This window comes from Paucilactobacillus vaccinostercus DSM 20634 (assembly GCF_001436295.1).
GTDB classification, from domain to species: domain Bacteria; phylum Bacillota; class Bacilli; order Lactobacillales; family Lactobacillaceae; genus Paucilactobacillus; species Paucilactobacillus vaccinostercus.
Genome location: NZ_AYYY01000025.1, coordinates 312,707 through 325,711 on the forward strand (window position 1 = coordinate 312,707; position 13,005 = coordinate 325,711).

12 protein-coding genes are annotated in these 13,005 nt (G+C 48.0%); all 12 read right to left on the reverse strand.

The genetic code is table 11. The annotated features are described in order from the left end of the window. The gene (gene purN, locus FC26_RS06705) at positions 1 to 597 is read right to left on the reverse strand and encodes a phosphoribosylglycinamide formyltransferase (protein ID WP_057778993.1); all 597 of its coding nucleotides are present in this window, start codon (positions 595 to 597) and stop codon (positions 1 to 3) included. Beyond that, positions 590 to 1,636: a phosphoribosylformylglycinamidine cyclo-ligase gene (purM, locus tag FC26_RS06710; protein WP_057778995.1), complete on the reverse strand. Its 1,047-nt coding sequence runs from the start codon at positions 1,634 to 1,636 to the stop codon at positions 590 to 592. Before purM ends, purN begins: the two co-directional genes overlap by 8 nt. 16 nt (positions 1,637 to 1,652) lie before the next feature. Beyond that, positions 1,653 to 3,125, reverse strand: coding sequence for an amidophosphoribosyltransferase (purF, locus tag FC26_RS06715; RefSeq protein ID WP_057778997.1), 1,473 nt, complete (start codon positions 3,123 to 3,125; stop codon positions 1,653 to 1,655). Further along, positions 3,110 to 5,314 carry a phosphoribosylformylglycinamidine synthase subunit PurL gene (gene purL / locus FC26_RS06720; RefSeq protein ID WP_057778999.1) on the reverse strand — a complete coding sequence of 735 codons (2,205 nt, stop codon included), beginning with the start codon at positions 5,312 to 5,314 and terminating at the stop codon, positions 3,110 to 3,112. The genes purF and purL overlap by 16 nt, the downstream gene beginning before the upstream one ends. A gap of 67 nt (positions 5,315 to 5,381) precedes the next feature. Then, a complete protein-coding gene (purQ, locus tag FC26_RS06725; RefSeq protein ID WP_057779001.1) occupies positions 5,382 to 6,059 on the reverse strand; it encodes a phosphoribosylformylglycinamidine synthase subunit PurQ in 678 nt (225 codons plus the stop codon). 3 nt (positions 6,060 to 6,062) lie between these two features. After that, positions 6,063 to 6,320, reverse strand: coding sequence for a phosphoribosylformylglycinamidine synthase subunit PurS (gene purS / locus FC26_RS06730; RefSeq protein WP_057779003.1), 258 nt, complete (start codon positions 6,318 to 6,320; stop codon positions 6,063 to 6,065). Further along, positions 6,320 to 7,042 (reverse strand): phosphoribosylaminoimidazolesuccinocarboxamide synthase, encoded by a 723-nt coding sequence (gene purC / locus FC26_RS06735; RefSeq protein ID WP_057779005.1) that lies wholly within the window; start codon positions 7,040 to 7,042, stop codon positions 6,320 to 6,322. The genes purS and purC overlap by 1 nt, the downstream gene beginning before the upstream one ends. After that, entirely contained in the window at positions 7,042 to 8,181 is a 1,140-nt protein-coding gene (gene purK, locus FC26_RS06740) for a 5-(carboxyamino)imidazole ribonucleotide synthase (protein ID WP_057779007.1), read from the reverse strand. Before purK ends, purC begins: the two co-directional genes overlap by 1 nt. Next, a complete protein-coding gene (purE, locus tag FC26_RS06745) occupies positions 8,165 to 8,647 on the reverse strand; it encodes a 5-(carboxyamino)imidazole ribonucleotide mutase (protein ID WP_057779009.1) in 483 nt (160 codons plus the stop codon). The genes purK and purE overlap by 17 nt, the downstream gene beginning before the upstream one ends. 216 nt (positions 8,648 to 8,863) lie before the next feature. Next, on the reverse strand, positions 8,864 to 9,247 hold the full coding sequence (locus FC26_RS06750) for a Rid family detoxifying hydrolase (protein ID WP_057779011.1): 384 nt from the start codon (positions 9,245 to 9,247) through the stop codon (positions 8,864 to 8,866). Positions 9,248 to 9,350: 103 nt separating this feature from the next. Beyond that, positions 9,351 to 10,298: a 2-hydroxyacid dehydrogenase gene (locus FC26_RS06755; RefSeq protein WP_057779012.1), complete on the reverse strand. Its 948-nt coding sequence runs from the start codon at positions 10,296 to 10,298 to the stop codon at positions 9,351 to 9,353. Between the two features lie 100 nt (positions 10,299 to 10,398). Next, a complete protein-coding gene (locus FC26_RS06760; RefSeq protein ID WP_057779014.1) occupies positions 10,399 to 12,858 on the reverse strand; it encodes a phosphoketolase family protein in 2,460 nt (819 codons plus the stop codon). Positions 12,859 to 13,005 lie beyond the last annotated feature (147 nt).

Here is a 13,005-nt window from a genome sequence, read left to right on the forward strand (position 1 = left end):
TTATCCGTTATCCTGTACCGTCAGTAATCCTTGATCACGTAATACCTGACACAGACTCTCAAAATACAGTTCATGTTCAACATCGTGAATCTTCATCGCCAGTGACTCCACCGAATCCTCCGGTAAGATCGCCACCGGTTGCTGGGCAATTACGGGACCACTATCGACACCCGAGTCCACGTAATGCACCGTCACCCCTGTCACCTTGACCCCGTAATCAAAGGCGTCTTCAATGCCGTGACGTCCCGGAAACGAGGGTAATAATGCCGGATGAATATTAATAATCTTGCCCGCATAGGCGTTTAGTAGTACCTGGGTCACAATTCGCATGTACCCCGCCAAAACTAGTAACTGGGCGTTGTCGGCTTGAACCTGCGTCAAAATTGCCTGTTCGTAAGCTTCCTTCCCCTCAAATTCCTTGAGCCGGTGCGTCCAAATTGGAATCTGCCGTTCGCGAGCCCGGTCTAACACCGCTGCTTTAGGTTGATCACAGATCACCCGGGTAATTTCAATTGGCAACTGGGCCTGCTTGATATGGTCGTAAAGGGCCACAAAGTTAGTGCCCGTTCCCGACGCAAATACTGCAATCTTAATCATTGTCTACCCCCACAAGTTGAACCGCATCCCCATTATCACGCGGCTTCATTCGGCCAATATGATAAAACGGTTCATGCTGCGCAATCAGCTGATCGGTGACAGCATCGAGTTGCGCTGGATGAACGGCCAAAACCATTCCAATCCCCATGTTGAAGGTCTGGTAACGGTCCGTCACCGACAAGTTGCCTAACTTCACGAGTTCGTTAAAAATCGCTTGTTGCGGCCACGTCCCCGTATTAATCTCGGCGGCCAAGGAATCGTTAAACATCCGAGGGACATTTTCTAGTAATCCGCCTCCAGTAATATGAGCCGCACCGGCGATCAAGTGTTGACCGAGCAACGGTCGTAAAACGTTCACGTAGAGTTTGGTTGGCCGGAGCAACTCATCGATCAGTGCGTGCCCAATACTGGGGAGCACTTGGTCAAACTGATAATCGTGGTCGGTAAACAAGATTTTCCGGACGAGTGAAAAGCCGTTACTGTGTAAGCCATTGGATGGTAACCCAATCAGATAGTCGCCGGCCTGCACGTTAGCCGGTGTCAATAATGCCTGTTTACTGGCTAACCCCACTGCAAATCCGGCTAAATCAAAGTGCTGCGGCTGGTAAACACCGGGCATTTCAGCCGTTTCTCCACCGAGTAGTGTGATCCCTTGTTCCTGACAGGCAGCCAAGACGCCACTCAAGATTTCGCTCACCTGATCTTCTTCCAGCTTCGACAAGGCGAGGTAATCCAAGAAGAATAGCGGTAAGGCCCCTTGTGCTAACAGATCGTTCACGCACATGGCAACGAGGTCTTGCCCGATCGTGTTCACCTGACCTGACTTGGCGGCCAGTAAGACCTTGGTCCCCACACCGTCACTTCCGGCAACTAACACTGGAGCATCCAGTTGGTCCTCACTGAGTTGGTAACAGCCGGCAAATCCGCCAATGCCCCCAAGAACGTGCGGATCAGTTTCATGAACCTTTTTTTGAAGTGCGTCAACGACGGCCTCCCCGGCGGCGATGTTAACTCCTGCTTCTTCGTACGCGTTTTTCATCGTTAAATCTCCTCCGTTAAATCGTCGTGGGCTGATTGGCCGACGCGGCTAAAACATGATCATCGGCCGTCTTAGGTGCTTCAAAACCCGCTTCGTAGTCGTACAGTGCAGTCGGATAGTCACCACTAAAGTACGCCACACACAGCCCTTCATTCGGTGCATCCTGCTTCAAGCCAATCGCCTTGATCAACCCGGGCAAGCTCAGAAAGTGAAGTGAATCCGCACCAATCTGGTCGCGCATTTCTTCCACCGTGTAGTTGGCCGCCATTAGTTCACGGGTATGTTCAATATCGATGCCATAAAAACATGGGTACTTCAACGGTGGCGAGGCAATTAAGAGGTGAACTTCTTTAGCACCAGCCGCCTTGAGCATCCGCACGATATATTGGCTGGTAGTGCCCCGCACGATTGAATCATCGACGAGTGCCACTTTCTTCCCCGCCACAACGGCCCGAACAGCCGAAAGCTTCATCTTGACCCCTTGCTCCCGTAGTTCCTGCGTTGGTTGAATAAAGGTCCGTGAGCTGTATTGATTTTTAATGAGGCCCATTTCATCCGGCACGCCGAGTTGCTGTGCCACTCCTGAAGCGGCCGAAAGTGATGAATTAGGAACCCCCACCACAATGTCAGCATCGATCGGGTTTTCTAGTGCCACCTGCCGCCCCATTTCTTGGCGCGCCATATGAACATTAACCCCATAAATATCAGAATCTGGCCGCGCAAAGTAGATGTATTCCATCGAACAGATTGCGAGTTGTGTCTCCGTGGTGTATTGCATGACGTGGTAGCCACTGTCATCAATCTGAATCAGTTCGCCCGGTTGTACGTCACGCACAAACTTGGCGCCCACCACGTCCAACGCACAGGTTTCACTAGCTACAATGTAAGAGCCACTTTCAAGTTGCCCCACGACTAGTGGCCGAAATCCATTCGGATCAAGGGCAGCATACAGCGCATCCTTCGTCAAAATCAGGTAGGCAAAGCCGCCCTTAATTTGGCGTAAGCTGGCCTTCAAGCGATCGACAAACTGCGCTTGTGGTTGACGCTGAATCAAATGCATCAAGACCTCGGTATCCGAGTTAGATTGAAAAATAGCGCCATCTGCTTCCAGCTTTTCCCGCATGCTGACCGCGTTAGTGAGGTTCCCGTTGTGTGCCAGTGCGACGTCTTCTTTTAAATAGTGGAATAGCAGGGGCTGAATGTTTTCAATTCCCCGGCTCCCCGCCGTACCGTAACGAACGTGACCAATCGCGCTGCGCCCTTGTAATTCGTCGATCGACTCTGGCCGATCAAAGACGTCTGCGAGAAGGCCGAGGCCCTTATGACCAATCAGACGATCCTCGTCGGTTTTGACCACGATTCCGGCGCCTTCTTGGCCGCGGTGTTGGAGACTGTGGAGACCGAAGTAGGTCCGTTGTGCGGCCTGATCGTCGTTCCAGACGCCGAACACACCGCATTCTTCGTTCAGACTTTTTAGTTCAGTTGCCATGCCAATGCCTCTTTCCACGAATGCTTAGCATCCGCTAGACTCATGTCGATGGACTGGCCGTTCGTGTGAATAGCAAACCGGTCATCATCAACGGTTCCAATTAGTTGTGCTTGATCACCTGCCAGCGCTTCGAACGCAGCCTGGTTGTCTGGTGTAACCGAAACGATGAATCGTGATTGGGTTTCCGCAAACAGCCAACTTTGTGGTAGATCGACGGTAACGGCCACACCCAGATCGCCGGCAAAACTACTTTCTGCCAAACCAACTGCTAAGCCACCTTCGGCTAAGTCGTGAGCACTCGCCACCAAGTGTTGGTCAATCAAGTCGCTGACCAAATCCTGATGTTGCTTTTCTACCTGCAGATCAAAGTCAAATAGCTGCCCACTAACCGTTTCATTTTGCATTTTTTGAATTTCACTACCATTAAAATCATCCTTGGTGGTCCCGATGACGTAAATCAGATCACCAGTGTGTTTGAAGTCGATGGTCGTTAGTCGATCCATCGATTCGATTAAGCCCACCATACCGACCATCGGTGTTGGATAGATTGGTTGCTTATTAAATTCGTTATAAAGTGATACATTACCAGAAATGACCGGTGTTCCAAAGGTATCGCAGGCTTCCGCCATCCCCTTTGTCGCCTGTTGTAATTCGTAATAAACTTCTGGGTCTTCAGGACTCCCGAAGTTCAAGCAGTCGGTGATTCCAAGCGGTTGGGCCCCACTCGCAACAATGTTTCGTGCGGCTTCACTCAACGCAATTTGGCCGCCCTTGTAAGGATCCAAATACATATACCGTGGGTTGGCATCGGTCGTCATCGCCAAGCCCTTATTAGTTCCGCGGAGTCGAATAACGGCTGAATCAGCCCCCGGTGCAACCACCGTGTTCGTTTGCACTTGCGAATCGTAACGTTCGTAGATGGCGTGCTTGCTGGCAATGGTTGGTTGTTCGAGCAACTCAATGAACGTGTCGTTCATATTTTCAATTTCTGGTTCGAACTGCTCAGTCACTTGCTTGAGGCGTTCCGGTTGGCGACTTGGTTGCGTGTAAACCGGCGCTTCATCAACCAGTGCGTGCACTGGTACATCGGCCACTTGCTGCCCCTTATGGAAGAGTTGATACTGCGTCTCCGCGGTCACATGGCCGATTTTAACGGCTTCGGACTCATACTTTGCGAAGAGCGCTTCAACTTCTTGTTCGTGGCCCTTCTTAACGCACAGCAACATCCGCTCCTGTGATTCCGACAGCATCAATTCGTAAGGAATCATGCCACTTTCACGTTGGGGAACGAGGTCCAAATCAAGTTGCATACCGTAGCCCGCCTTGGCCCCCATTTCAGCGGAGGATGATACTAACCCAGCCGCCCCCATGTCTTGAATGCCAACCAAAATATCGGCATGATCGTGAATCAATTCCAAGCAGGCCTCCATGAGTTGTTTTTCGGCAAATGGATCGCCAACTTGAACCGCGGAGCGTTGTGATTCCTGTTCGTCACTAAATTCAGCCGAAGCAAAGATCGCGCCCTGAATGCCGTCCCGCCCCGTTTTAGCGCCCACGTAATAAATCGAGTTGCCATCGCCGGCAGCGGCACCCTTTTGTTGGTCATCAACGTTTAAAATTCCGACACACATTGCATTCATGATCGTATTATTTTTGAAAATTGCGTCAAAGGTCGTTTCGCCGCCGACGGTTGGAATCCCCATACAGTTACCATAATCGCCAATTCCGGCAATTGTCTGATCGACCAAGTACTTGGTTGCGGCATCGTCTAACTCACCGAAGTGTAAGCTATCGAGCATGGCAACTGGTCGAGCGCCCATCGAAAAAATATCACGGACAATGCCACCAACGCCAGTTGCGGCGCCTTGATATGGCTCGACTGCGGTTGGATGGTTATGGCTTTCCGCCTTGAAGACAACGGCTTGACCGTCACCAATATCGAGCACGCCAGCCCCTTCACCGGGTCCTTGTAAGATCCGGTCGCTAGTCGTCTTGAACTGTTTCAAGAGTGGTTTGGAATTTTTGTAGGCACAGTGTTCACTCCACATTGCGGCAAATAAACCTGTTTCGGTAAAGTTTGGCAGGCGTCCTAAAATCTTTTCAACCTGTTGAAATTCGTCTTCGCTCAATCCCCACTGGAGATAAAGACCTTGAGCCTTAATTTCTGCGGGTGATAATTCGGTCATCATGTTTTGGAATTCTCCTTTGTAAGTTAGGGTGCGAAATAAAGGGTCACAGTGATACTGTCAGCTGACCCTACTGAGCGGCTGCAGTCACGCTGGCAATTAAGCTGGCGAATAGTCGTTGACCATCATCGCCACCTAAAATTGCTTCACTCGCCCGCTCTGGATGGGGCATCATGCCGAGGACGTTCCCCCGCTCGTTTGTCACACCGGCAATATCTGCCGTACTCCCGTTGGGATTATTTTGATAGGTAAACGCAATTTGGTGATTTTGCTTGAGTTGCGCCAACGTTGCGTCGTCGCAGTAGTAGTTTCCCTCACCATGCGCAATGGGAAACATCACGGTTTCACCCGCATCAAACTCGTGGGTAAATAACGTAGTCGCATTTGTCACCGTCAATGGTTGCGGCTTGCAGATAAAGTCCAGGCTACTATTTTTTCGTAATGCACCGGGCAACAGACCGGCTTCTGTGAGAATTTGGAATCCATTGCAAATTCCAATTACTGGATGGCCCGCATCCGCGAACGCCTTCACGGCCGCCATAATCGGTGAAAACCGGGCAATCGCCCCACTTCGTAAGTAATCCCCGTATGAAAAACCACCGGGAACCAACACGGCCGCCGTTTCATCTGGCAACGTGGTTTCCCGATAATCGACAAATTCAGGGGTCACTGCCATCACATCACGTAATACGTAGAACAGATCCCAGTCACAGTTTGAGCCGGGGAAGCGAATAATTGCATACTTCATTAACTAGCCCTCCGTAGTCGTTGATTCGATCTCGTAACGGTAGCTTTCCATGTTCACGTTGGCCAATAATTGATCGCACATTTGATCGACTTCTTCGTCAATATTTTGACCACGATCAGCAATGTTTAATTCAAAGTACTTCCCAACGGTTACCTTTTCGACGGTTTGGTAGTCGAGCCGGTGTAAGGCAGTCTTAACGGCTTCGCCTTGGGGATCAAGGATCGATTCTTTATAGGTCACATAGACTTTAACGCGATACATTAGGCTTCCTCCTGTGAGTCGTTCAACCGGTTCAACACTTCTTGATAGGTGGTTACGAGGTCGCCAGTCTTCTTACGGAAAACATCCTTATCGAAGGAATCACGGGTTTCCAGATCAACTAACCGGCATGAATCGGGTGAAATTTCATCGGCCAAAATAATTTCGCCATCGGCCTTCTTGCCAAATTCAACCTTAAAGTCAACTAATTCTAAACCAGCCTTGGCAAACCGTGCCTTGAGTAAATCGTTAATTTGAAGTGCCAGTTCCTGTAGTCGTTCACTTTCACCGGGTTTAATCACGCCCAATGCCAAAGCTTGACTGGTATTAATCGCAGGATCATCCAACTCGTCTGACTTGTAGAAGTATTCCACAACGGGGTGGTCAAATTTTTGTAAGTACGGTACCGCAAATTTTCGTTGGAAACTACCCGAGGCCGCATTCCGGACCACAACTTCGAGGGGAATAATGTCAACGGTTAGGTTTAACTGTTCGTTATCGGATAGCTGCTTCACAAAATCGGTGTGAATGCCGTTATCCATCAACATCTTGAATAACATCGTATCGATCTGGTTGTTCAAAACACCCTTGCCGACGATGTGATCCTTGCGTTTTCCGTTCAGTGCGGTTGCCTGATCCATGTATTCAACCCACACGTAGCCGTCCTCGTCAGTGTGATATAACCGTTTTGCTTTTCCTTCTTTAATTAACGTACCCTTTTCCATTATGATTCAGCCTCCCAGATGCCTTCTGATTTAATTGATGTCAATGATTGATCAAGATCGCCCAAGATGGTGATATGGCCCATCTTCCGATCCTGTCGACTTTCAGCTTTGCCATAGTCATGAAAATGCCACTGTGGTCGCTGTGGTAATTTTTGCCGCGCGGGTTGTAACTGTTGGCCCAGTAAATTGACCATGACCGCGGGCTGCTTGAGTTCGATGGTTGGAATTTCTAATCCACAAATACTGCGAATATGCGCTTCAAATTGTGAGACGTTACATGCTTCGATTGTGTAGTGACCGGAATTATGAGGTCGTGGTGCCAGTTCGTTAACCATTAGTTGACCATCGGGGAGCATAAAGTATTCAATCCCGAGAACGCCGCGCAGATTAAGTCCTGTGGCAATGCGCCGAGCCAACTCCTGAGCATGATCGTGAACAGCTTGATTCACCCGCGCAGGAATGATGCTCTTATGCAGAATATGGTGATGATGGATATTCTCCGAAACTGGAAAAACTTGAATCGTCCCTGCTGCACTACGCGTGACCATCACGGAAAGTTCCTTTGCAAAGGCCTGGCGCTTTTCCAAAATACATTGCGCTTGACTTGCAAGTTTTCGCCCAGCCGGTAAATCGGCCGCCGAGTTTAAATCTTGCTGACCGTGACCATCGTAGCCCCCATCGGCCGTTTTCAAAATACTAGGATACCCGATTTGAGCCACCGCAGCGGTTAGTTGATCAGCACCATCAACCACTGCAAAATCGGTAACGGGAATCCCGTGTTGTCGCAGGAACGTTTTTTCGTTAATCCGATTACCCGTAATTTCGAGTAACTCGGTTCCCTGTGGCAGAGCCGCCAACTTTTGGGCATCTTTGAGCGTGGCAACATCAACGTTTTCAAATTCATAGGTTAAAACATCGCTTTTCTTAGCCAGTTCAAGTAACGCATCGTGGTCATCATATTCAGCCGTAATTTGGAAATCAGAAACCTGTGCGGTAGGACAATCCGGTGTCGGATCGAGAACGCCAACCTTATAGCCCATTTCTTTGGCCGATAAAGCCATCATCTGGCCTAGCTGACCGCCCCCGACAATCCCAATACATGCTGGCGGTAATAGTGGCGTCTCAGAACTGTTGTTCACTATTGATCGCCTCCTGCGTTTGATGGGCCCGAAAGGCCTTCAAGCTTTTTGTCACCGTTGGTTCAGTAATGGCAAGCATTTCGGCTGCTAACAACGCTGCGTTCTTCGCCCCTGAATTACCGATCGCCGTCGTTGCAACAGGAACACCGCTAGGCATTTGGACGATCGACAGCAATGAATCCATGCCATGAAGCGCATGACTTTCAATGGGCACGCCAATCACAGGTAACACCGTGTTGGCCGCTAACATTCCGGGTAAATGAGCGGCGCCACCGGCACCCGCAATAATCACCCCGAAGCCTTGATCGGCCGCTGTTTGACCAAATTCTTGTAACTGCACCGGCATCCGGTGCGCTGAGATAATATGACGTTCATAAGGTAGTTTCAGCTGGTCTAATAAATCGGTAGTAAGTTTCATGGTTGGCCAGTCAGAAATTGAACCCATCACAACCGCAATTTTTTTCATGATTCTTCCTTTCCTTAATCCATCATTTTGCACCCTTAGTGTACCAACCTGACCCGGTCCCGTCAATTGATTTTCCAAACATTTTTAAATTTTATCTTCTTAATGTTCGTGTTTTTATTAGTTTAACGTTTTACGAAACGTTTTCAACTACTATTAGATATAAAAAAATAGGTAAAGGCGAATTTAATCGTCTCTACCTACTTTGATCTCGAATCATTATTTAGTTGCAATATACTCAATTTCGATGAGTGCCCCCGCTGGTAGCTGAGCCACTTCAACACAGGACCGCGCCGGCAAGACCTGACTATTTTGGAAAAATTGTTCGTATAATCCGTTCACCGTTGCAAAATCAGCCACGTTATCCAAAAAGATGGTGGTCTTAACCACATCGGCCGGTGTGAATCCGGCTTCGGTCAAAACCGCGTTAATGTTCCTAAAAATCTGACGCGCTTGTGCTTCGATCGTAGTGCCGGCAAATTCACCCGTTTCCGGATTGAGGCCCACTTGGCCCGACCCGTACAACACGCCATTGGCGAAAACAGCTTGTGAATAGGGTCCTAACGCGGCGGGTGCATTGGGTGTTGCAATTACTTTTTTCATTTGAATCCCTTCCTCATCATCAATACTTTGTTTCTCATGGTTCTATGATACTCCTGATAATGAGGATGAACAACGAAAAATCTCATCATATATTAATATGATTTTAATTAAGTGCGAATCTTGGCGTGCGTTCTTCAAACAAATCAATACAGTTTTGGGCAACCATGTGTGCGGTCTTAACTTCTGCTTCGATGGTAAACCCGCCAATATGGGGCAGTAGCACAATCCGTTCATGCGCTAATAATGGACTTTGCGCTGGAACAGGTTCCATACCCGTCGTATCCAATCCGGCACCCCCAATGATACCACCATCAATTGCGGCAACCAGATCAGTTTCATTCACCAACGACCCGCGCGATGTGTTGATCAGAATGGCATCAGTTTTCATTTGCGCAAACAACTGCCGATCAAACAAGCCTGTCGTCTCAGCAGTGGCTGGTAAATGGAGTGACACCACATCCGATTCAGCCAAGAGAGTCGCCAAATCGACAAATTGACCATATTTTGGCGTATGGGGGTGACGCGCAGTCACCAAAATTTTTGCCCCAAATCCAGCCACCATTTGCTCCGTGGCCTTCGCAATATTGCCATACCCGACTAAGCCGACCGTTCGCGATCCCAAACTATGACTAACGAGATAACTTGGATACATTTTACCCGTCAGTTGGTTCAGATAATCACGCGCAGCTGGCATCTTACGAACCGTCTCTAACATCAATCCCACGGCAATTTCAGCAACCGAACTGGCATTGGCCCCCGGCGTATTTGCAACCCACACGTGACGTTGTGTGGCCGCCTCAATCGGAATCTTATCATAACCGACACCCCGCCGGATAATCAGTCGGAGCTGTGGGAGTTGGTCAAACCAAGCCTCCTTAAAATAATGATCATCCATCACCACGATTTGAGCTTCACGAGCACGCCGTAAAAAATCAGCATCGGTTTGATCATCGACTCCCCGCAGAATCGTGTAACCACGATCAGTCAACATGTCCAACGCTGTGTGGTGCAGGCCAAGCTTGCCGTACAAGTAAATCAACTGTTCTGTCAAAATATTGTTTCCCCCACATCTCAAGATTTAGATGACAAAAAAGCAGACGCCTAGCGTCTGCTTTTAAGTTATTTAAGGTGCTTAAACAAGTAATCGGAAATTACTTCTTTAATGCAGTCCACTTCCAGTTAGTGAATTCTTCGATATCGCGACCTTCATCACGAGTAACCTTGAAGTGTTTTGCAAGAACGTCGTCCATCTTCTTATCGAAGGCTTGGGCGTCTGCTTCCTTGATAGTTCCTTCAGCAACCAATGCCGAAACAGCATCTTTGGCTTGGTGGAAACGATCAAGTTCTGAGTAAACACGCATGTCGTATTGAGTCGTGATGTCACCATCTTCACGGTAACCATGAACATGGAGGCCAAGGTGTTGACGTTCGTAGAAGATTGATTCGATCAAATCTTCGTAACCGTGGAAGCCGAACAGAACTGGTGTCCCTGATTCGCCGAAGAACTTAGTGAATTCTTCGTCAGAAAGGGCACGGTCGTCGTTCAAAGGTCCGTTTTTCTTTTGGAGACGGCCTAATTCAACAACGTTGACGTAACGGAACTTAACAGCTGGGAAGGCATCGTTGATCAAGTCGATAGCAGCCAATGTTTCAATTGTTGGTTCAACACCAGCAGAAGCAAAGACGATATCAGCTTTTTCACCTTCAGCAACAGTTGAAGCCCAGTCAATAGTCTTCAAACCAGTAGTTGCTAATTCAGCAGCTTCGTCAACTGAGAACCATTGTTGACGTGGTTGTTTTGAAGCAACGATATGGTTGATCTTTTGACGTTCAGTAAATGCACGGTCAAAGACAGCAAGCAATGAGTTTGCGTCAGCTGGCAAGTATTGACGAACAAAGTCAGACTTCTTTTCAGCCAAGTGAGTCAACAGACCTGGATCTTGGTGAGTGTAACCATTGTGGTCTTGTTGGAATACAGTTGATGTTGAGATCAAGTTCAATGATGGGTAATCATTACGCCAGTCTTCAACAGCAGCTTGACGAATCCACTTGAAGTGTTGAGTAATCATTGAGTCCACTACTCGTAAGAATGATTCATATGAAGCAAAGATACCAGTACGACCAGTTAAGGTATAAGCTTCAAGCCAGCCTTCAGCTTGGTGTTCTGATAATTGAGCATCCAAGATACGGCCTTCTGGGGCTTCGTGTTGATCGTTTGGTTCGTGAACTTCTTCCATCCATTGACGGTTTGTAACCTTGAACATTTCCCATAGACGGTTTGACATTGTTTCGTCAGGGCCGAAGAAACGGAATGAAGTTGGGTTCTTTTGTGACAACTTAGCTAAGTAGCCAGAAAGAACGTTCATATCCATGTTACGGTTTGCATCAGCAAATGTCGTTCCACGGTTTTCAGCGGTTACATCGTTAGTGAATTCTTTCCAGTCTGGCAAGTCGAGCAATTCTGGCTTTTCGCCACGAGCACGGCCACCGTTAGCAACTGGGTTCATTGCCATACGCTTGTCACCCTTAGGTGCAATTTCAGCAATTTCATCTTTAAGTGAACCGTCAGCGTTAAATAATTCTTCTGGCTTGTATGAGTTCATCCAAGCTTCGAATTCTGGCAATTCTTTAAGGTTCTTTTGTGAAAGACCAAGTGGAACTTGGTGAGCACGGAATGAGTTTTCGATTGGTTCGCCGGCAGGGTTGTGTGTAGGACCGCCCCAGCCCTTTGGTAAACGAGCCACGATAACTGGCCATGCTGGTACTTCGCCATCTTCATAACGGCCGTTTTCACGGGCATCATGTTGGATATCCTTGATATCTTCGATTGCGCGGTCAAATAACTTAGCAGCTTTTTCATGGTAAGTCATGTAATCGTGAATGTCGTTGTTTTCAAGGAAACGTGGTGAGTAACCTAAACCTTCGAAGAACTTAGTGATTTCGACATCACTCATCCGTGAGAAGATTGTTGGGTTTGAGATCTTGAATCCGTTAAGGTCTAAGATTGGTAGCACAGCACCATCGTTCTTAGGGTTTACGAACTTGATTGAATGCCAAGCAGTCATTGCAGGACCAGTTTCAACTTCACCATCACCGATAACAGTGAAGGCGATTTGATCTGGGTTGTCCAAGATTGCACCAGTTGCGTGTGAAAGTGAGTAACCAAGTTCGCCACCTTCGTGAAGTGAACCTGGAGTTTGAGCAGTCATATGTGATCCAATTCCACCTGGGAATGAGAAGCGCTTGAATAAGCGTGACATACCTTCAACGTCTTGGGTAATTTCTGGGTAGTCCTCAGTGTATGAACCGTCCAAGTATGAGTTGGTAACCATAACTTGTCCACCGTGACCAGGGCCACCAATGTAGAACATGTTTAATCCGTACTTGTTAATCAAACGGTTAGCATGGGCGTAAAGGAAAGTTTGGCCTGAGATAGTACCCCAGTGACCAATTGGCTTAACCTTAATATCGTCTGCCTTAAGTGGTGTATTTGTAACTGAGAACAATGGGTTGTTCTTTAAGAAAATCATGCCGCCAGAAAGGTAGGTGCTTGCGCGCCACCATGCATCAACTTTTTCCAAATATGCTTTGGAATCGTAATCTACTGCCATGAAATTAACACTCCTTCAATAAATTAATAACTACTTATCATCTTGACTGTGTAACGCAACGTAAATATACCCTTGTTGTGTCGGATCAATTTACAAACCCTATAATACTGACTTTTGAGAAAAAGTCAACCTTTTTGAAAATTGATA

Excerpts from the sequence above, each read along its gene's own strand:
- purN (WP_057778993.1), bottom strand. The coding sequence starts at position 597 with ATGATTAAGATTGCAGTATTTGCGTCGGGAACGGGCACTAACTTTGTG.
- purM (WP_057778995.1), bottom strand. The coding sequence starts at position 1,636 with ATGAAAAACGCGTACGAAGAAGCAGGAGTTAACATCGCCGCCGGGGAG.
- purF (WP_057778997.1), bottom strand. The coding sequence starts at position 3,125 with ATGGCAACTGAACTAAAAAGTCTGAACGAAGAATGCGGTGTGTTCGGC.
- purL (WP_057778999.1), bottom strand. The coding sequence starts at position 5,314 with ATGATGACCGAATTATCACCCGCAGAAATTAAGGCTCAAGGTCTTTAT.
- purQ (WP_057779001.1), bottom strand. The coding sequence starts at position 6,059 with ATGAAGTATGCAATTATTCGCTTCCCCGGCTCAAACTGTGACTGGGAT.
- purS (WP_057779003.1), bottom strand. The coding sequence starts at position 6,320 with ATGTATCGCGTTAAAGTCTATGTGACCTATAAAGAATCGATCCTTGAT.
- purC (WP_057779005.1), bottom strand. The coding sequence starts at position 7,042 with ATGGAAAAGGGTACGTTAATTAAAGAAGGAAAAGCAAAACGGTTATAT.
- purE (WP_057779009.1), bottom strand. The coding sequence starts at position 8,647 with ATGAAAAAAATTGCGGTTGTGATGGGTTCAATTTCTGACTGGCCAACC.
- FC26_RS06750 (WP_057779011.1), bottom strand. The coding sequence starts at position 9,247 with ATGAAAAAAGTAATTGCAACACCCAATGCACCCGCCGCGTTAGGACCC.
- FC26_RS06760 (WP_057779014.1), bottom strand. The coding sequence starts at position 12,858 with ATGGCAGTAGATTACGATTCCAAAGCATATTTGGAAAAAGTTGATGCA.